This is a genomic window from Embleya sp. NPDC059213, assembly GCF_042754445.1.
Classification (GTDB): Bacteria; Actinomycetota; Actinomycetes; order Streptomycetales; family Streptomycetaceae; genus Embleya.
Genome location: NZ_JBHZAV010000198.1, coordinates 1 through 17,304, shown reverse-complemented (window position 1 = coordinate 17,304; position 17,304 = coordinate 1). Strand labels below are relative to the sequence as shown.

The following is a 17,304-nucleotide window of genomic DNA, read 5'->3' as shown; positions in this document are numbered from 1 at the left end:
CGTCCGAACGTTCCACGTGTCGAAGCCCGTCGAGTCGTCGGACCACTCCCCCGCCGCCGCCTCGGCCGAGCGCCGCCCCGTCGATCGGCCGCCCGCCCGCCCCGAACACCCCGCCGCCCCCGGCCTACCCGGCCGCACCCGCGACGCCGCCCCCGCCTGCCACACCGCCGCCGCCGACCCAGGCCCCGCCGACCCACGGCACGCCGCCGGCCGAGACGATCCCGGCCGCCCCGGCGGCCCCGGCCAAGCCCGCCGCCGCGCCCACCGAGCCGGCCGCAGCCCCCACCCCCGACACGACCGCCGACCCGACGCCCGCATCGCCGGCCACGCCGACCGCCCCACCGGCACCACCGGCCGCCGGAGCGGCCACCACAACACCGCCGGCCACGCACACCCCCGCGTCCGCGTCCGCCTCCGACGAAACCACCGTCGCCCCGATCACCGACGCCCTCCCGAACAAGTCCCCCGCCGAGCCCCCCACTTCCCCCGACCCCGCTGAGCCCACCCCACCGCCGTCCGCACCCGCACCCGCACCCGCCTCGGACGAAACCACCATCGCCCCCATCCACCAGCCCGCCCAGCCCGAGCCCCCCGCCGAGCCCACCCGCCCCACCCCGGCCGCAGCGACCGCACCCACACCCCCACCCGCGTCGGCGCCCGACGAGACCGCCGGCGCCCCCACCCACCAACCCGCCCACCCCGATCCCCACACCGAGCCCACCCGCCCCAACCCCAACCTGCCCGCCCACGCACAGGCCGCCGCCCCCACCCCACCCGCCGCCGTGCAACCGCCCGTCGTGGAGCGGCCCCCCGGCCAACGCCCCCCGGCCGCCGCCCACGAGGCGAGCGAAGCCCACGAAGCCGCCCCCACCCCCGCCCCCGTGCCACCCTCCTGGGACGGCCCCGACCGAGCCGTGCTCGCACCCCTGGAAGGTGACGACCCGCGCTCCGTCGGCGGCTACCTGCTCCGGGCCCGGCTCGGCTCGGGCGGCATGGGTCGGGTGTACCTCTCCTACACGCCCGGCGGTCGCCCCGTCGCGATCAAGGTGATCCGCGGCGAGTTCGCCGACGACCCGGAGTTCCGCCGCCGCTTCCGCCAGGAGGTGGCCGCCGCCCAGCGCGTCCAGGGCCTGTACACCGCCCCCGTGATCGACACCGACGCGGACGCCGCGCAGCCGTGGTTGGCCACCGCCTACGTGCCGGGCCCCTCCCTGTACGAGGCCGTCTACCGGCACGGTCCGCTGCCCGCGGAGACCGTCCTGGTCCTGCTGGCCGGCGTCGCCGAGGCGCTCCAGTCGGTGCACCAGGCAGGCGTGATCCACCGCGACCTCAAGCCGTCCAACGTGATCCTGGCCGCCGACGGCCCGCGCGTGATCGACTTCGGCATCGCCCGCGCCGCCGACGCCACACCGCTCACCCGGACCGGGATGAGCATCGGGACCCCCGCGTTCATGGCCCCCGAGCAGGCCCGGGGGTTGCCCTCCAAGCCCGCCACCGACGTGTTCGCGCTCGGCTCGCTGGCCACCTACGCGGCCACCGGAATGTCCGCGTTCGGCGAGGGCACGGACAGCTCGGTGCTCTACCGCGTGGTCCACCAGGAACCCGAATTGTCGGCCGTACCAGCGCAGTTGTTGCCGGTCGTGCGTCGCTGCCTGGACAAGGACCCGGACCGCCGCCCGACCCCGCAGGAGGTGATCGAGCTGTGCCGGGTCGCCTCCGAGGGCACCCGGTTGCAGATCGGCGAGGGCTGGTTGCCGCCGACCCTGGTCGCCGAGGTCACCCGCCGGGTCAACGAACAACCGCCCAGGGCGCCCAAGGACCCGGCGGTGGGCCGCCGGCGCAAGCGCCGCGCGCTGATCGCGGCGGTCACCGTACTGGTCCTGGCCGCCGCCGGCGGCGGCCTGGCGCTCGGCCTGCGCGACAAGGACAAGGACGACAAGTCCCCTGCGGCAAAGGCCGATTCACAGACCCAGTCCCAGCCCCAGACCCAGTCCCCGAACGCCCCTGTCGGCGGCGTACCCGCCCCGACGGCCACCCCGAGCGCCAAACGCACCGGCGCCCCGACCACCGACCCCACCGGCACCGGCGCGCCGTCGATCGCGGCCCGCCCCGGCGAGAGCGCCACCGCGATCGCCACCGCCGGCGGCGTGGCCGAGGGCGGCGTGTTGTTCGAGCGGCAGTTGGACGTCCCCAACGGCTACTGCATCGGCCTGGGCTTCAGCACCACGTGGAAGGGCAGTTGCACGCTGAACGACGGCGTCCTGTACTTCTACGCCGACGGCAACTACATCCAGGGCAAGGAGATGGTGCTGCTCGACCCGGGGCAGCCCAGCGACTTCCGGACCTGCCTGGGCGAGACCCGATACGCGAACGACAACCAACTGCCGTTCACCTACCTCAAGGTGGGCTCGGTGATCTGCACCAAGGACACCACCAACGGCCTGGTCGGCACCGTCCGGATCAACGAGATCCCGTCCACCTCGGGCCCCAGCCAGTACTGGAAGATCTCGATGACCGTCTGGCGCGGCCCGCGCGGCTGAGCCGACCACGCCCGAGGCGGCGCCGGGATCCCTCCCGACGCCGCCTCGCGCGCGTGTGCGAAGGCGCGCGTGTGCGGCCACGCAGGGGCTCGCACGAGCCGAGCCCCACCCCTGCCGAACCGGCCCTACTGCTGCCGCCCGCTGGTCACCCGATACGCGTCGAACACGCCCTCGACCCCGCGCACCGCCTTGAGCACGTGCCCCAGGTGCTTGGGGTCGCCCATCTCGAAGGTGAACCGGCTCACCGCGACCCGATCCCGGGTGGTGGCCACCGACGCGGACAGAATGTTCACGTGCTGGTCGGACAACACCCGGGTGATGTCCGACAACAGCCGCGAACGATCCAGCGCCTGCACCTCTATCGCGACCAGGAACACCGAGGACGCGGTCGGCGCCCACTCGACGTCGACGATGCGTTCGGACTGCTGGGACAACGACTCGACGTTGCCGCAGTCCTGCCGGTGCACCGAGACGCCGTTGCCCCGGGTGACGAAGCCGATGATCGGATCGCCCGGCACCGGCGTGCAGCAGCGGGACAGCTTGACCCAGATGTCGTCGACGCCCTTGACCACGACCCCGGGGTTCCCGGTCGAGCGCGGCCGACGGCGGGTCGTGGTCGGCCGGGTGGCCTCGGCCAGATCCTCCGACGCGCCCTCCTCGCCGCCGAGCGACTCGACCAGGCGCTGCACGATCGTCTGCGCCGAGACGTGCCCCTCCCCGATCGCCGCGTACAACGACGAGATGTCCGGGTAGCGCAGCTCGTGCGCGAGGGTGACCAGGGTGTCCCCGCCGCCGGACATCAACCGCTGCAACGGCAGGCCCTGCTTGCGCATGGCCCGGGTCAGGCCCTCCTTGCCCTGCTCGATCGCCTCCTCGCGGCGCTCCTTGGAGAACCACTGGCGGATCTTGTTGCGCGCCCTGGGCGACTTCACGAAGCCGAGCCAGTCGTGGCTCGGCGCCGCGGTCTCGCTCTTGGAGGTGAACACCTCGACCAGGTCGCCGTTGTCCAGCCGGCTCTCCAGCGGGACCAGCCGCCCGTTGACCCGGGCCCCGATCGTGCGGTGGCCGACCTCGGTGTGCACCGCGTAGGCGAAGTCGACCGGGGTCGAGCCGGCCGGCAGCGCTATCACGTCGCCCTTGGGCGTGAAGACGAAGACCTCCTGGCTGGAGAGGTCGAAGCGCAACGATTCCAGGAACTCGCCCGGATCCTCGGTCTCCCGCTGCCAGTCCAGGAGCTGGCGCAGCCAGGCCATGTCGTTGGCCGGGTTCTCGCCCTTGCGCGCGGGCTTGGCGTCGGTCTTCGCCGCACCCTTGGCGCCGACCGCCTCGGCCTTGTACTTCCAGTGCGCGGCGATGCCGTACTCGGCCCGGCGGTGCATGTCGAAGGTGCGGATCTGCAACTCGACCGGCTTGCCCTCGGGGCCGATCACCGTCGTGTGCAGGGACTGGTACATGTTGAACTTGGGCATCGCGATGTAGTCCTTGAACCGCCCCGGCACCGGGTTCCAGCGCGCGTGGATGGTGCCCAGCGCCGCGTAGCAGTCCCGGACCGAGTCAACCAGGACCCGGATGCCCACCAGGTCGTAGATCTCGGTGAACTCGCGACCGCGCACGATCATCTTCTGGTAGACCGAGTAGTAGTGCTTGGGCCGCCCGGTGACCGTGGCCTTGATCCGCGCCGAGCGCAGATCGCCCTGCACCTGATCGGTGACCAGGGCCAGGTATTCGTCCCGCTTGGGTGCCCGCTCGGCGACCAGGCGCACGATCTCGTCGTACATCTTGGGGTAGAGGATGGCGAACGCCAGGTCCTCCAGCTCCCACTTGATCGTGTTCATCCCCAGCCGGTGCGCCAGCGGGGCGTAGATCTCCAGCGTCTCGCGGGCCTTGCGCTCCTGCTTCTCCCGCTTGAGGTAGCGCATCGTGCGCATGTTGTGCAGCCGGTCGGCGAGCTTGATCACCAGGACCCGGGGGTCCTTGGCCATCGCGATGACCATCTTGCGCACGGTCTCGGCCTGCGCCGCCTCGCCGAACTTGACCTTGTCCAGCTTGGTCACGCCGTCCACGAGCATCGCCACGGTGTCGCCGAAATCGCGGCGCAGCGCGTCCAGCCCGTAGTCGGTGTCCTCGACGGTGTCGTGCAGCAGCCCCGCCATCAGCGTCGGCGGGTCCATCCCCAGCTCGGCCAGGATGCTGGCCACCGCGAGCGGGTGGGTGATGTACGGGTCGCCGCTCTTGCGCCGCTGGCCGCGGTGCCAGCGCTCGGCGGTGGTGTACGCCCGCTCGATCTGGCGCAGGTCGGCCTTGGGGTCGTTGACCCGGACCACCCGCAGCAGCGGCTCCAGAACCGGGTTGTAGACGCTGTTGCGCTGCACGCCCAGCCTGGCCAACCGGGCCCGGACCCGGCTGGGGCCGTCCACCCGCAACGAGCGCGAGCGCTCGGTACCGGTGCCGCGCGAGGCGCCGGCGGGGCTCGGTGCCGCCTTGGCCGCCGGTCTGGGTCCCCTGGCCTCGGGCCCGGCCGCGCCGGCGGCGGGTCCGCTGTGGCCGTCGCTGCCTCGGGGACCGTCGGCGCTGTCCTCGGCCGGTGCCCGGTCCGCGCGCGATCCGCCCGATTCGGGGTGGTCCGCCGCGGCGTCCGGTGGTTCGCCCGAGCCCGATCCGGCCGGGCCCGGGTCGGCCGCGGCCGACCGTTCGGCGGGCGCCTGCCCGCCGCCCTCACCCGGTGGCAGCGCAGGCGCCGCGGGCGCCGCGTCGGGCCGGGCCCGGCCGGCGGCCTCGTCGGCTCCTCCGGCGCCCACCGGAGGATGGCCCGAGGGGCCCGGTGTGGCACGTGTGGCGTCGTCCGAGGGAGCCGCGTGTTCGACGGCATCCCCCGAGGACGACGCGACGGGCGCGACCTCGTCCGGCAAGGGAACTCCTCCCACAGATGACGGAACTTCCATCGTACTGACCCACGCCCTCACGACTCGGCCATCCGGAACGGCAGCCACCGCGACGCCGAAGGCCGAAGGCTCCCCACCCGGGGTGCCTCCGGCCTTCGACGACACGCCTTCGGCGGCGTGTCAAACGACGATGAACGACTCCAGCGTGCCTTCCGGCAACACCGGCGCGAGCCGTGCCCGGCCGCCCAGGAAGCCGAGCTCGAGGAGCACCTCGACCCCCACCACCTGCGCGCCGGACCGCCCGATCAGGTCGATCGTGGCCTCGACGGTCCCACCGGTGGCGAGCACGTCGTCGATCACGAGCACCCGGTCACCGGGCTCGAACGCGTCCTGGTGCACCTCCAGGGTGGCCGAACCGTACTCCAGGTCGTAGGACTGCGCGTGGGTCGCGCACGGCAGCTTGCCCGCCTTGCGGACCGGAACGAATCCCGCCTGGGCGCGGTAGGCCACCGGGGCGGCCAGGATGAAGCCTCGGGCCTCGATCCCGACCACCTTGTCCACCCGGTCCCGGCAGCGCTCGGCCAGCGCGTCGACCAGGGCCGCGAACGCGACCGGATCGGCCAGCAGCAGCGAGATGTCCTTGAACACCACGCCCGGCTGCGGCCAGTCCGGCACGTCCCGGATCCGGCTCTCCAGGAGCTTGCGCAGTTCCTCGTCGGCCATCAGCGCTTCCTCTTGCCGCCGGGACGGGTCCGCGCCCGACCGCGCGAGGCGCCCGCCCGCGGCGCACCGCCCTGCGCGGGTACGGTCTCGTCATCGCCCGGTTCGGCCGTCTCGTCCACGTCCGGGTGGCCCTCGGCCTCGTCCGCGGGAATCCCGGAGGCTTCGCCGGCCTTGGCCGCCTTCGCCTCGGACGCCCGACGCTGGGCCACCTTCTTCGCGAGTTGCCGCATCTCCGGCGACCGCTCCTTGAGGTCGGCCAGGATCGGCGTGGCGATGAAGATCGACGAGAACGCACCGGCGGCCAGACCCACGAACAGCGACAGCGCGATGTCCTTGAGCATGCCCGCGCCGAGCAGACCGCCACCGACGAACAGCAGCGACGCCACCGGCAGCAGCGCGACCACCGTGGTGTTGATGGAGCGCACCAGGGTCTGGTTCAGACCCGCGTTGGCCGCCTCGCTGTAGGTGAGCTTGGTCTGCTTGGTGATGTTCTTGGCGTTCTCCTTGACCGTGTCGAACACCACGACGGTGTCGTACAGGGAGTAACCGAGAATCGTCAGCAGACCGATCACCGTGCCCGGCGTCACCTCGAAGCCCACCAGCGCGTACACACCGATGGTGATCACGATGTCGTGGATCAGCGCGACCAGCGCCGCCACGGCCATCCGCCACTCGAAGGCGAAGGTGAGGTAGATCACCACCAGGATCATGAAGATCACCAGGCCCTGCAGGGCCTTCTTGGAGATCTCCTTGCCCCAGCTCGGACCGACCACCTGCGTGTTGACCTTGTCCGGCGCGACCTTGAGGTCCTTGGCGATGGCCGCCGCGACCTGCTTGGTCTTGTCCGCGTCCGACTCGGCGATCTGGATCCGCAGGCCGTCGCCGCCGACCTTCTGCACTATGGCGTCGGTGCCGTCGGTGAACGGCGCCACCGCCTCGCGGGCGTCGTTCTGCGAGGCCGAGGTGTGCTCGATCGTGTAGACCGAGCCGCCCTTGAACTCGATGCCCTGGTGCAGCCCGCGGCCGAGCAGACCGCCGACCGCGAGCAGCAGGATCAGCGCGGAGATCGAGTACCACAACTTCTTGCGGCCGACGAAGTCGAACGAGACGTCGCCGTGGTGCAGCCGGACACCGATGGTCTTGAGGTCACCGAAGCGACTCATCACGCCTCCTTGACGCCGGCAGCGCGCCCACGCGGGCGACGGCTGCGATACGACTGGCGCTGATTGGCACCGAGCGCTTCGGGGTCGAGGCCGGACCACTTGTGGCCGTCCGCGAAGAACTTGCGCTTGGCGAGGATCGTCATGAGCGGCTTGGTGAACAGGAACACCACCACGACGTCGAGCAGCGTGGTCAGGCCGAGGGTGAAGGCGAAGCCCTGGACCTTGCCGACCGAGACGACGTAGAGCACCGCGGCGGCCAGGAACGACACCGCGTCGGACACCAGGATGGTGCGCCGGGCCCGGGGCCACGCCTTCTCCACGGCGGGTCGCAACGTGCGACCCTCGCGGATCTCGTCCCGGATCCGCTCGAAGTACACGATGAACGAGTCCACCGTGATACCGATCGCGGCAATCGCGCCACACACCGCCGGCAGGTTGAGTGCGAAGCCGATACTTCGGCCCAGCAGACACATGATGGCGTAGGTGAGGGCCGCCGAGACCGCCAGACTCGCGATGCTCACCAGGCCGAGGCCCCGGTAGTAGAACAGCGAGTACAGGATGACCAGGACGATGCCGATCGCACCCGCGATCAGACCGCCCTTGAGCTGGTCACCACCCAGCGACGCGGACACCGTGGTCACGTCGCTCTTGGTGAAGGACAGCGGGAGCGCGCCGTACTTGAGCACGTTCTCCAGGTCCTTGGCCGAGCTGCGGGTGAAGTTGCCCGAGATCACGGCGCTGCCGCCGGGGATCTCCGACTTCACCGACGGTGCGGAGACGACCACACCGTCCAGGTCGATCGCGAAGCGGTTGGTCGGGTACTTGCCCGCCGCCAGGTCACCGGTGATCTTGGTGAACTTGTTGGTGCCCGCGTCGGTGAACTTCAGCTCGACTTCCCAGCCGCCGACACTGCCGTTCTGCGGGAGCTGTGCCTTCGAGGAGGCCACGTCGGTGCCGGGGATCAGCACCGGTCCGAGGATGTACTTCTCCTCGCCGTCGCCCTGATCGCGACTGCACGCCACGGTCGGCTTGTCCTCCGGGGCCGGCACCGGGCCGAGGCCGCGGTTCTCCGGGAGGGTGCAGTCCAGGTTGTTGTACTTCGCGCGCAGCTCCGGCGTGATGCCGTTCGCGTCGGCTCCGGCCGGCGGGGTGCTCGCCGGAGGCGTCGCGGGCGGCGTGCTCGCGGGCGGCGACGACGGCGGCGGCGTCGGAGCGCCGGACGCGTCCTTCAGGTTCGGGATGACCCGACCCTGCGGCTTGCCCGACTGGGTCGCGGGCGGCGTGCTCGCGGACGGAGCGCCGGCCGACGGAGCGCCGGTCGGCGGGGTGCTCGCGGGCGGCGTCGACGGCGGGGTCAGCGGCAGCTTGGTACCACCCTGGGGGGTGATCGGCGTGGCCTCCAGAACGGGGCGGAAGAACAGCTTCGCGGTCTGGCCGACCTGCTCCGCCGTCTCCTTCTCGTTCTTGCCCTTGGGGATGCTGATGACGATGTTGCGGTCGCCCTCGGTCTGCACCTCCGCCTCGGACACACCGAACGCGTTGACGCGCTGGCGGATGATCTCCACCGCGGTCTGCATGTTCGACTTGTTGACCGCACCGTTGCGGCCCTGGTCGGCCTTGGCGGTGAGCGTGACACTGGTGCCGCCCGCGAGGTCGATGCCCAGACGTGGGGTCTTGTCCCCGGTCGAGAACATGATCGCGTAGAGCGCGACGATCACGACCCCGATGAAGGCCAGGACCCGTCCCGGGTGCCCTCGGGAACTCGATTTCGGTGCTGCCACCTTCGCCCAATCTCCCTCTCGATGCCGCCGCGGGCGGGCTTGCGCCACGGTCCGTCGGCACGGCACGGCGTCCGGCAGGATGCCGGACGCTGTCGTATCCGGGGTGTCACCCCCGGTCACCTGACTGTATTGCGCTGCGGTGGTCCGGGGACCACCGCATTCACCACGAGCCGAACTAGTCCTGCTTGTCGTCCTTGCGCAACCGGTCGGCTGCCTCGGGCGCCTTGCTCGCGCCCTCGGCCTTGCCGGCATCCACGGTCTTGGTGTCCTCGGCCTCGGCGTCCGCAGCGGCTTCGGGCTTCTTGTCGAGCTTTACGACGTCGTCGCCGGCCTCGGCCTCGGCGTCGTCTTCGTGCTCGTCGTCGGCCTCGTCGTCCTCACCCGAGGACAGGACGGCGGCGATGGCGCTCTTGACGAAGCGGCAGTGCACGTCGGGCGCGACCTCAAGGATGACGGAATCGTCCTCCACCTCGGTGACCGTCGCGTACAGCCCCGCGATGGTGCGGACCTCGGCGCCCGGGACCAGCGAGTTCTGCGTTTCCATGGCCTGTCGCTGGCGTGCCTTCCCGGGCTTGATGATCAGGAAGTAGAACACCACGACGATGATTACTGGCAGGAGGAGGGTAAGCGGGTCCACGGCTTGAAACGATTCCTTCCCAAGGCCGCTCGGCGGCCCGGACGGTGACACTCGGCCGGCCACGGTGCGGCGGCCTCGGCGGAGTCTAGACGGGTACTTACTACAGGAACAACGACTACCGACCGCGTGCGTTCCCGACGCGCACCGGCCTTACTCGGTTGCATCCTTACCGGTCACGGCGCCGTTGTCGAACAACACGCTCTGTTGTGCACCGTGCTGCCCGGGCAGCGCGCCCTGCGGCGGGTTGAGCCCCAGATGCAGCCAGGCCTTCGCGGTGGCCACCCGACCGCGCGGGGTGCGGGCCAGGAAACCGCTGCGGACCAGGAACGGTTCGGCGACCTCCTCGACCGTCTCGGTCTCCTCGCCGACCGCCACGGCCAGGGTGGACAGGCCCACCGGACCTCCGCCGAACAGGGTGGTCAGCGCCTGCAACACGGCCCGGTCCAGCCGATCCAGGCCCAGCGCGTCCACCTCGTAGACGTCCAGCGCACGCGCGGCGATGTCCCGATCGACCTTGCCGTTCGCCCGGACCTGGGCGTAGTCGCGGACCCGGCGCAGCAGCCGGTTGGCGATCCGCGGCGTGCCGCGCGAGCGGCCGGCGATCTCGGCGCCGCCCTCGGCGGACAGTTCGACGTCGAGCAATCTTGCCGAGCGGTTCAGCACCCGTTCGAGTTCGGCGGGCGCGTAGAAGTCCATGTGGCCGGTGAAGCCGAACCGGTCGCGCAGCGGCGGTGGCAACAACCCCGCCCGGGTGGTGGCGCCCACCAGGGTGAACGGCGGCAGGTCGAGCGGGATCGCGGTGGCGCCGGGGCCCTTGCCGACGATGATGTCGACCCGGAAGTCCTCCATCGCCATGTAGAGCATCTCCTCGGCGGGCCGCGACATCCGGTGGATCTCGTCGAGGAAGAGCACCTCGCCCTCGGACAACGAGGACAGGATCGCGGCCAGATCGCCGGCGTGCTGGATCGCCGGGCCGGAGGTGATCCGGATCGGCACCCCCATCTCGGCCGCGATGATCATCGACAGCGTGGTCTTGCCGAGTCCGGGCGGGCCGGACAGGAGCACGTGATCGGCGGTGCCGCCGCGGCCGAGGGCCGCGGTCAGCACCAGGGACAACTGCTCGCGCACCCGCTCCTGGCCGATGAACTCGTCCAGGTTCTTCGGCCGCAGCGCGGCCTCGACGGCCTGGTCCTCGCCGTCCGCCTCGGCGGTCACCAGGCGTTCGCCGTCCTGCGTCATCGTGTTCCGCCCATGGTCGTGTTCGTGCGGCCTGCGTTCATCCTGCCCGACCCGGGCGACACGGTGTCGTCGCGCCGGACCGGGCCCGGGGGTCGCCCCCGGCGGCTCATCGGCGGTTCAGGCCGCGCAGAGCCGCCTTGAGCAACGCGCCGATGTCGGGCGTGGCCGACGCCTCCGCCTCGGCGGTCACCGAGACGACCGCGTCGTCCGCCTCGCGCGTCGCATAGCCCAGGCCGACCAGCGCGGCGTGCAACTGATCCCGCCAACCCGCGCTCACGGGGGCGCCGACGCCGAGCGCGGCGCCCGTGCCGGTGGGTGCGCCGAGCTTGTCCTTCAGGTCCAGGAGCAACTTCTGCGCACCCTTGGGGCCGATCCCGGGCACGGCGGTGAGCGCCTTGGCGTCCTTGCCCGCGACCGCGGCCCGCAGCGCGTCCGGGCTGTAGACCCCGAGCATCGCCAGGGCCAGCTTCGGCCCCACCCCGTTGGCGGTCTGCAACACCTCGAATGTGCGCTTCTCGTCGTCGTCGGCGAAGCCGAACAGGGTGAGCGAGTCCTCCCGCACCACCAGCGACGTGGCCAGTCGGGCCGCCACGCCGACGCGCAGCGTGGCCAGCGTGGTGGGCGTGCACTGCACGGCCAGGCCGACCCCGCCGACCTCGACGACGGCGGTGTCCGGGCCGAGGCCGGCCACCGTTCCGGAGACGAACGCGATCACCCGAGTGCTCCTGCTTGGCTAGTGGTACGGGGGCCGGCGGCCCGAAGGTCGCTCGGGCCGGGTCCGGTCATCGGCGGGTGCCGCGCGGCAGCCGTGCGGTGGGGGTGCGGGCCGCGGCCACCGCCGCGGCGAGCCGGTCGGAGGCGCCGCCGCGCCAGATGTGACAGATCGCCAGCGCGACCGCGTCGGCGGCGTCCGCCGGTTTCGGCGGGCCGTCCAGACGCAGGATACGGGTCACCATCGCACCGATCTGGGCCTTGTCGGCGCGCCCGCTGCCGGTCACCGCGGCCTTGACCTCGCTCGGCGTGTGCAGCGTCACCGGCAGACCGCGCCGCGCGGCACACACGATCGCCACGGCGGACGCCTGCGCGGTGCCCATCACGGTGCTCACGTTGTGCTGGCTGAAGACCCGCTCGACCGCGACGCAGTCCGGTCGGTGCCGGTCCAGCCACTCCTCGATGCCCTGCTCGATGCCCAACAGCCGCGCGTCGATCGACGCCTCGGCGGGCGTGCGCACCACGCCCGCCTCGATCATCCGCAGTGGTTTGCCGACCGCGCCGTCGACGACACCGACGCCGCATCGGGTCAGACCGGGGTCGACCCCCAAGACCCGCATGCCGCGCCCCTCTCGTCCCGCCTGGCATCGCATCGCCCGGGCGGCGGCGGGCCGGCGTGTTGCCGACACTCCGCTCCCGCCCTGCGATCGAGCCGAACCCGCCCGATACGAACATCTGTTCGCCCGACAAACCCTAGTGCAGCCGCGCCGATGCCCTCGGTACCGCCACTCCGTGATCACCCGTTCGAGCGACACGTACGCTTGTCCCGGTCGATAACGCCCCGATGACAGCCCTGTGACGATCGTTCCCCAAGCGGCCCGGTCGCCGCACGGGAGCCCGCACAGGCGACGCTAGGGTCGGTTGGAGACTGCCCCCGCTCGCCGCCCGGAAGGTTTTCATGCCGTCGCCGTCCATGCCGGTCGCCGAGACCCCGCCGGCCGCCGAGAAGGGTGCGATCAGGATGCCGGGGCGCTCCGACAGCGTCCTCGCCGACGGCCTCGCCGACCGCCTGCGCGCCGGTGCCGGCGACTTCGCCCGCCGCGCGCGTGCCTCGTTCCGCCCCGCCCGCACGGCGGTGTTCGGCTATCTGATCGCGCGCGCGATCAACCTCGTGGTGCTCGGCGTGATGGCGTTGGCGGCCGGCAAGCCGTTCTGGTCCATGGTCGGCTCGTGGGACGGCGTCTGGTTCCGCGACATCGCGGACTTCGGCTACGTCGACAAGATCCCGGTCTCGCCGGCCGGCAAGCCGTACTGGACCAACGTCGAGTTCTTCCCCGGCTACCCCTGGGCGGTCCGCCTCGTCGGCGACCTCACCGGCCTGTCCGCGCTCAACGCCGGCATGGTCGTCACCGTCTCGTCCGGCGCGGTCGCGGCCTGGGGGCTGTACGCGCTCGGGCGCGAACTCACCGGCAACCACCGGGTGGCCACCCTGTTCGCGCTCCTGTGGGGCGTCGCGCCGGGCTCGATGGTGCTCACCATGGTCTACTCCGAGGCGCTGTTCGTGGCCTTCGCGTCCTGGGGCCTGCTGGCCGTGGTGCGCCGCCGGTGGACCCTGGCCTGCGTGTTGTGCCTGTTCGCCGGCCTGACCCGGAACACCGCGTTCGGCCTGGTCGCGGCGCTGGGCGTGGCCGCCCTGGCGATCGTGCTGGAGCGGCGCGAGGACGGCACCCGGGTCGGCCTGCTGGCGCCGCAGTCCCGCCGCCCGGTGCTCGCCACCCTGATCTCGCCGCTGGCCTGCGTGGGCTTCATCGCCTGGGTGGGCTGGCTGGCCGGGCGGCCCGACGGCTGGGTCTGGATCCAGGACAAGGCGTTCAACCTGCGCTTCGACGGGGGCATAAGCACCGTCCAGTGGATGGCCAAGTACCTCACCCACCTGGGCCGACCGATCTACGTGGTCTGCACGTTCGTGATCATCCTGTCCGTGGCACTGATGATCTGGTCCTTTCGGGACCGCCGAATCCCGCTGCCGGTGCACATCTACGGCGGCGTGGTGATGTTCCTGGCGCTGACCACGAGCAACGGCTGGTTCTTCCACTCCAAGCCGCGCTTCATGTTGCCCGCCTTCACCATCGCGCTGCCGCTGGCCCGGCTGATGGCCAAGTGGCCGCGCGGACTGGTGATCTCGGTGCTGGTCGCCGGAGCGGCGTTCGCCGGGTGGTACGTGAGCTTCCTGCTGTACGTGATAAACACCAACCCGTAGCGCCCCCGAGGGGACCGGTAACGCGCGAGGGGCCGGCGGCAGTTGCCGCCGGCCCCCTCGACGAGCGCGCTATTCGCCGTTGATGCTTTCCATGATCTCGTCCGAGACGTCGAAGTTCGCCCAGACGTCCTGGACGTCGTCGCTGTCCTCCAGCGCCTCGATCAGCCGGAAGATCTTGCGCGCGCCCTCTTCGTCCAGCTCGACCGAGACGCTGGGGATGAAGTTGGCGTCGGCCGAGTCGTAGTCGATCCCGGCGTCCACGAGCGCGGTCCGCACGCCGACCATGTCGGTCGCCTCGCTGACCACCTCGTAGGTCTCGCCGAGGTCGTTGACCTCCTCGGCACCGGCGTCGAGCACCGCGCCCAGCACGTCGTCCTCGCTCAGGTCGTTCTTCGGCACGATCACGACACCCTTGCGGGTGAACATGTACGACACCGAGCCGGGGTCGGCCATCGAGCCGCCGTTGCGCGTCATCGCGACCCGCACGTCCGACGCCGCGCGGTTGCGGTTGTCGGTGAGGCACTCGATCAGCACCGCGACACCGTTCGGTCCGTACCCCTCGTACGTGATCGACTGGTAGTCGGCGCCGCCGGCCTCCGCACCGGAGCCGCGCTTGACCGCGCGGTCGATGTTGTCGTTCGGGACCGAGGACTTCTTGGCCTTCTGAATGGCGTCATAGAGCGTCGGGTTGCCGGCGATGTCACCGCCGCCGGTGCGCGCCGCCACCTCGACGTTCTTGATCAGCTTGGCGAAGAGCTTTCCGCGCCTGGCGTCGATGACGGCCTTTTTGTGCTTGGTGGTCGCCCACTTCGAGTGGCCGGACATCCGCCTCTACTCCTTCGGGTCGCGGGTGCACTGCACGGGCCTGTACAGGCTGGAAGATCCTACCGGCGCGCGAGCTCAGAGCGTGGCACGGACCATGTCCACGAAGTACGCGTGCACCCGCCGATCGGGGGTGAGCTCGGGGTGGAAGGACGTCGCGAGCAGGTTTCCCTGGCGCACCGCGACGATGCGGTCCGCGTACGGCTCGGCGGTCAGTCGGGCGAGCACCTCGACCTCCGCGCCGACCGACTCGACCCACGGGGCGCGGATGAACACGCCGTGCATGGGGTCGCCGCCGGTCAGTCCCTCGAACGGGACGTCCGCCTCGAACGAGTCGTTCTGTCGGCCGAACGCGTTGCGCCGCACGATCATGTCGATCCCGCCGACCGTCTCCTGGTCCTCGCGGCCGTCCAGGATCTTGTCGGCGAGCATGATCATGCCCGCGCACGAGCCGTAGACCGGCATGCCGCCCGCGACCCGCTCGCGCAGCGCCGGGAACAGCCCGAAGGACACCGCGAGCTTGGACATCGTGGTCGACTCGCCGCCGGGTATGACCAGCGCGTCGAGTTCGGCGAACTCCTCGACCTTGCGCACCGGGCGTGCGATCGCGTCGAGTTCGGCCAGCGCGATGGCGTGCTCGCGAACGTCGCCCTGGAGGGCGAGGACACCGATGATGGGGGTGGTGGACACGTCAACCTCGTCCGGTCGTAGGTACCGAGCCGGGCCCGAACGCGATCGCGTCCGGGCCCGGCTCACAGCTTTTCGAGTGTTCGAGTGCTTCGAAGTCCTCGACGGGGCGGGGACTACCAGCCGCGGCCGGCGTAGCGCTGCTCGGCCGGGAGGGTGTCGATGTTGATGCCGACCATCGCCTCGCCCAGGCCGCGCGAGACCTTGGCGATCACGTCCGGGTCGTCGAAGTGCAGGGTCGCGTCCACGATCGCCTTGGCCCGCTTGGCCGGGTCGCCGGACTTGAAGATGCCCGAGCCGACGAACACACCCTCGGCGCCGAGCTGCATCATCATCGACGCGTCGGCCGGGGTGGCGATGCCGCCCGCGGTGAACAGCACGACGGGCAGCTTGCCGGCCTCGGCGACCTCCTTGACCAGCGCGTACGGCGCCTGGAGGTTCTTCGCGGCGACGAACAGCTCGTCCTCGTCCAGCACCGAGAGCTGCTTGATGTCCTTGAGGATGGTGCGCATGTGGCGGGTGGCCTCGACCACGTTGCCGGTGCCGGCCTCACCCTTGGAGCGGATCATCGCCGCGCCCTCGGTGATCCGGCGCAGCGCCTCGCCGAGGTTGGTCGCGCCACACACGAAGGGGGTGGTGAACTTCCACTTGTTGATGTGGTTCGACTCGTCGGCCGGGGTCAGCACCTCGGACTCGTCGATGTAGTCCACGCCGAGCGACTGCAGCACCTGGGCCTCGGCGAAGTGGCCGATCCGGGCCTTGGCCATCACCGGGATGGACACGGCGCCGATGATGCCGTCGATCATGTCCGGGTCGGACATGCGCGCGACGCCGCCGTCCTTGCGGATGTCGGCGGGCACGCGCTCGAGCGCCATGACGGCGACCGCGCCCGCGTCCTCGGCGATCTTGGCCTGCTCGGCGTTGACGACGTCCATGATCACGCCGCCCTTGAGCTGCTCGGCCATGCCGCGCTTGACCAGGTCGGTGCCGGTCTGGGGGCTTGCGGGGGTGGTGGACACGGATGACCTCACACGGGTGCGAACGACGACGGTTGGCTCCATCGTACGGGTGAGGTGGATCCTAATGTCATGCCACCCCGGCGAATTACCCGGGCCAATCTGTCCACGGTGGCCTTTGCGTGGCTCCCGTCAGGACCCACCGGGCTGCAAAGTGCGCGGCTCCTCGTCGTCCATCTCGAAGGTGACCGGGTACGGGGCATGGCCCGCCAACCGCAGATAGCGCACCAACCGGTGTCGGCGCACCGCGCGGGCGCCGCGGACCGCGTCGTTGTGAAAGCGCCGGGCCATCGGCACGCGCCGTACCGCGGTCTGCAGTTCGGTGACCAGTTCCGCGCCGCCGGGTCGGGCCCGCAGGTCCTCCGCCTGGGCGGGGTCCTCGAACAGGAACCGCAACGCGCGGGTCAGGTCGCTCTCCGCCACCTCGCGCTCGTCCTCGGCCGCGTTCCGCGCCTCGTGCGCGGCACCGGCCAACACGAGCGAGGAGGCCGGATCGAGCAATCCGGAGGTGGCGATCTCCTGCGCGACCGCCGACCGCCGCAACAACTGCGCGTCCAACGCGGCCCGACTCGAATCCACCCGCGCATGCAGCCGATCCAGCCGCCCGGCGGTCCAACTCAAATACACACCAACCGCAAGCACCGCGAGCAGGACCCAGATGACAGTCATCACCCGGCGACCCTAATACCCCCCACCCCAGCCAACCTTCGAGCCCAACCCGACCCGCCCAAACGACCCGACCAACGCCCGACCCCACCAGCCCGCCCGACGCCCGAGACCACCGTCCAGCCCAACCAACCCAGCCCGCCCGACGCCCGAGACCACCCTGGACGCGACCAACCC

General features: G+C 71.2%; 14 protein-coding genes. 2 read left to right on the top strand and 12 right to left on the bottom strand.

The genetic code is table 11. The features are described 5' to 3' along the window. Positions 1-2,540, top strand: a 2,540-nt coding sequence (locus ACFXMF_RS40305; RefSeq protein WP_380021070.1) for a serine/threonine-protein kinase, incomplete at its 5' end; no start/stop codon positions are given. Positions 2,541-2,665: 125 nt separating this feature from the next. Here ACFXMF_RS40305 and ACFXMF_RS40300 read toward each other — a convergent pair. The 8 genes from ACFXMF_RS40300 to ruvC form a co-directional block, all read right to left on the bottom strand. Beyond that, positions 2,666-5,449 (bottom strand): RelA/SpoT family protein, encoded by a 2,784-nt coding sequence (locus tag ACFXMF_RS40300; RefSeq protein WP_380021068.1) that lies wholly within the window; start codon positions 5,447-5,449, stop codon positions 2,666-2,668. A gap of 153 nt (positions 5,450-5,602) precedes the next feature. Beyond that, a complete protein-coding gene (locus ACFXMF_RS40295) occupies positions 5,603-6,145 on the bottom strand; it encodes an adenine phosphoribosyltransferase (protein WP_360313765.1) in 543 nt (180 codons plus the stop codon). Beyond that, the gene (gene secF / locus ACFXMF_RS40290) at positions 6,145-7,308 is read right to left on the bottom strand and encodes a protein translocase subunit SecF (protein WP_360313767.1); all 1,164 of its coding nucleotides are present in this window, start codon (positions 7,306-7,308) and stop codon (positions 6,145-6,147) included. Before secF ends, ACFXMF_RS40295 begins: the two co-directional genes overlap by 1 nt. Further along, entirely contained in the window at positions 7,308-9,089 is a 1,782-nt protein-coding gene (gene secD / locus ACFXMF_RS40285; protein ID WP_360313769.1) for a protein translocase subunit SecD, read from the bottom strand. The genes secF and secD overlap by 1 nt, the downstream gene beginning before the upstream one ends. A 175-nt stretch (positions 9,090-9,264) precedes the next feature. After that, on the bottom strand, positions 9,265-9,726 hold the full coding sequence (gene yajC, locus ACFXMF_RS40280) for a preprotein translocase subunit YajC (protein ID WP_360313771.1): 462 nt from the start codon (positions 9,724-9,726) through the stop codon (positions 9,265-9,267). A gap of 150 nt (positions 9,727-9,876) precedes the next feature. Further along, on the bottom strand, positions 9,877-10,965 hold the full coding sequence (gene ruvB / locus ACFXMF_RS40275) for a Holliday junction branch migration DNA helicase RuvB (RefSeq protein WP_360313773.1): 1,089 nt from the start codon (positions 10,963-10,965) through the stop codon (positions 9,877-9,879). Positions 10,966-11,071: 106 nt separating this feature from the next. Beyond that, positions 11,072-11,680 (bottom strand): Holliday junction branch migration protein RuvA, encoded by a 609-nt coding sequence (gene ruvA, locus ACFXMF_RS40270; RefSeq protein ID WP_360313775.1) that lies wholly within the window; start codon positions 11,678-11,680, stop codon positions 11,072-11,074. A gap of 67 nt (positions 11,681-11,747) precedes the next feature. Then, the gene (ruvC, locus tag ACFXMF_RS40265; RefSeq protein ID WP_360313777.1) at positions 11,748-12,296 is read right to left on the bottom strand and encodes a crossover junction endodeoxyribonuclease RuvC; all 549 of its coding nucleotides are present in this window, start codon (positions 12,294-12,296) and stop codon (positions 11,748-11,750) included. Positions 12,297-12,634: 338 nt separating this feature from the next. On the opposite strand from ruvC, the gene ACFXMF_RS40260 reads away from it, so the two are divergent. After that, positions 12,635-13,936, top strand: coding sequence for a mannosyltransferase family protein (locus tag ACFXMF_RS40260; RefSeq protein ID WP_360313779.1), 1,302 nt, complete (start codon positions 12,635-12,637; stop codon positions 13,934-13,936). Between the two features lie 69 nt (positions 13,937-14,005). On the opposite strand, the gene ACFXMF_RS40255 is transcribed toward ACFXMF_RS40260, so the two are convergent. From ACFXMF_RS40255 to ACFXMF_RS40240, 4 genes are all read right to left on the bottom strand, one after another. Then, positions 14,006-14,761, bottom strand: a complete 756-nt coding sequence (locus ACFXMF_RS40255; protein ID WP_360313781.1) for a YebC/PmpR family DNA-binding transcriptional regulator — start codon at positions 14,759-14,761, stop codon at positions 14,006-14,008. A gap of 75 nt (positions 14,762-14,836) precedes the next feature. Then, positions 14,837-15,448 (bottom strand): pyridoxal 5'-phosphate synthase glutaminase subunit PdxT, encoded by a 612-nt coding sequence (gene pdxT / locus ACFXMF_RS40250; RefSeq protein WP_360313783.1) that lies wholly within the window; start codon positions 15,446-15,448, stop codon positions 14,837-14,839. A 113-nt stretch (positions 15,449-15,561) separates the two neighbouring features. Continuing rightward, complete coding sequence (gene pdxS, locus ACFXMF_RS40245; RefSeq protein ID WP_360313785.1) at positions 15,562-16,506, bottom strand: pyridoxal 5'-phosphate synthase lyase subunit PdxS; 945 nt, start codon at positions 16,504-16,506, stop codon at positions 15,562-15,564. A gap of 87 nt (positions 16,507-16,593) precedes the next feature. Continuing rightward, positions 16,594-17,130: a hypothetical protein gene (locus ACFXMF_RS40240; protein ID WP_360313787.1), complete on the bottom strand. Its 537-nt coding sequence runs from the start codon at positions 17,128-17,130 to the stop codon at positions 16,594-16,596. Between the last annotated feature and the right edge of the window lie 174 nt (positions 17,131-17,304).

Excerpts from the sequence above, each read along its gene's own strand:
- ACFXMF_RS40295 (WP_360313765.1), bottom strand. The coding sequence starts at position 6,145 with ATGGCCGACGAGGAACTGCGCAAGCTCCTGGAGAGCCGGATCCGGGAC.
- secF (WP_360313767.1), bottom strand. The coding sequence starts at position 7,308 with ATGAGTCGCTTCGGTGACCTCAAGACCATCGGTGTCCGGCTGCACCAC.
- ruvB (WP_360313773.1), bottom strand. The coding sequence starts at position 10,965 with ATGACGCAGGACGGCGAACGCCTGGTGACCGCCGAGGCGGACGGCGAG.
- ruvC (WP_360313777.1), bottom strand. The coding sequence starts at position 12,296 with ATGCGGGTCTTGGGGGTCGACCCCGGTCTGACCCGATGCGGCGTCGGT.
- ACFXMF_RS40260 (WP_360313779.1), top strand. The coding sequence starts at position 12,635 with ATGCCGTCGCCGTCCATGCCGGTCGCCGAGACCCCGCCGGCCGCCGAG.
- ACFXMF_RS40255 (WP_360313781.1), bottom strand. The coding sequence starts at position 14,761 with ATGTCCGGCCACTCGAAGTGGGCGACCACCAAGCACAAAAAGGCCGTC.
- pdxS (WP_360313785.1), bottom strand. The coding sequence starts at position 16,506 with ATGGAGCCAACCGTCGTCGTTCGCACCCGTGTGAGGTCATCCGTGTCC.
- ACFXMF_RS40240 (WP_360313787.1), bottom strand. The coding sequence starts at position 17,130 with ATGACTGTCATCTGGGTCCTGCTCGCGGTGCTTGCGGTTGGTGTGTAT.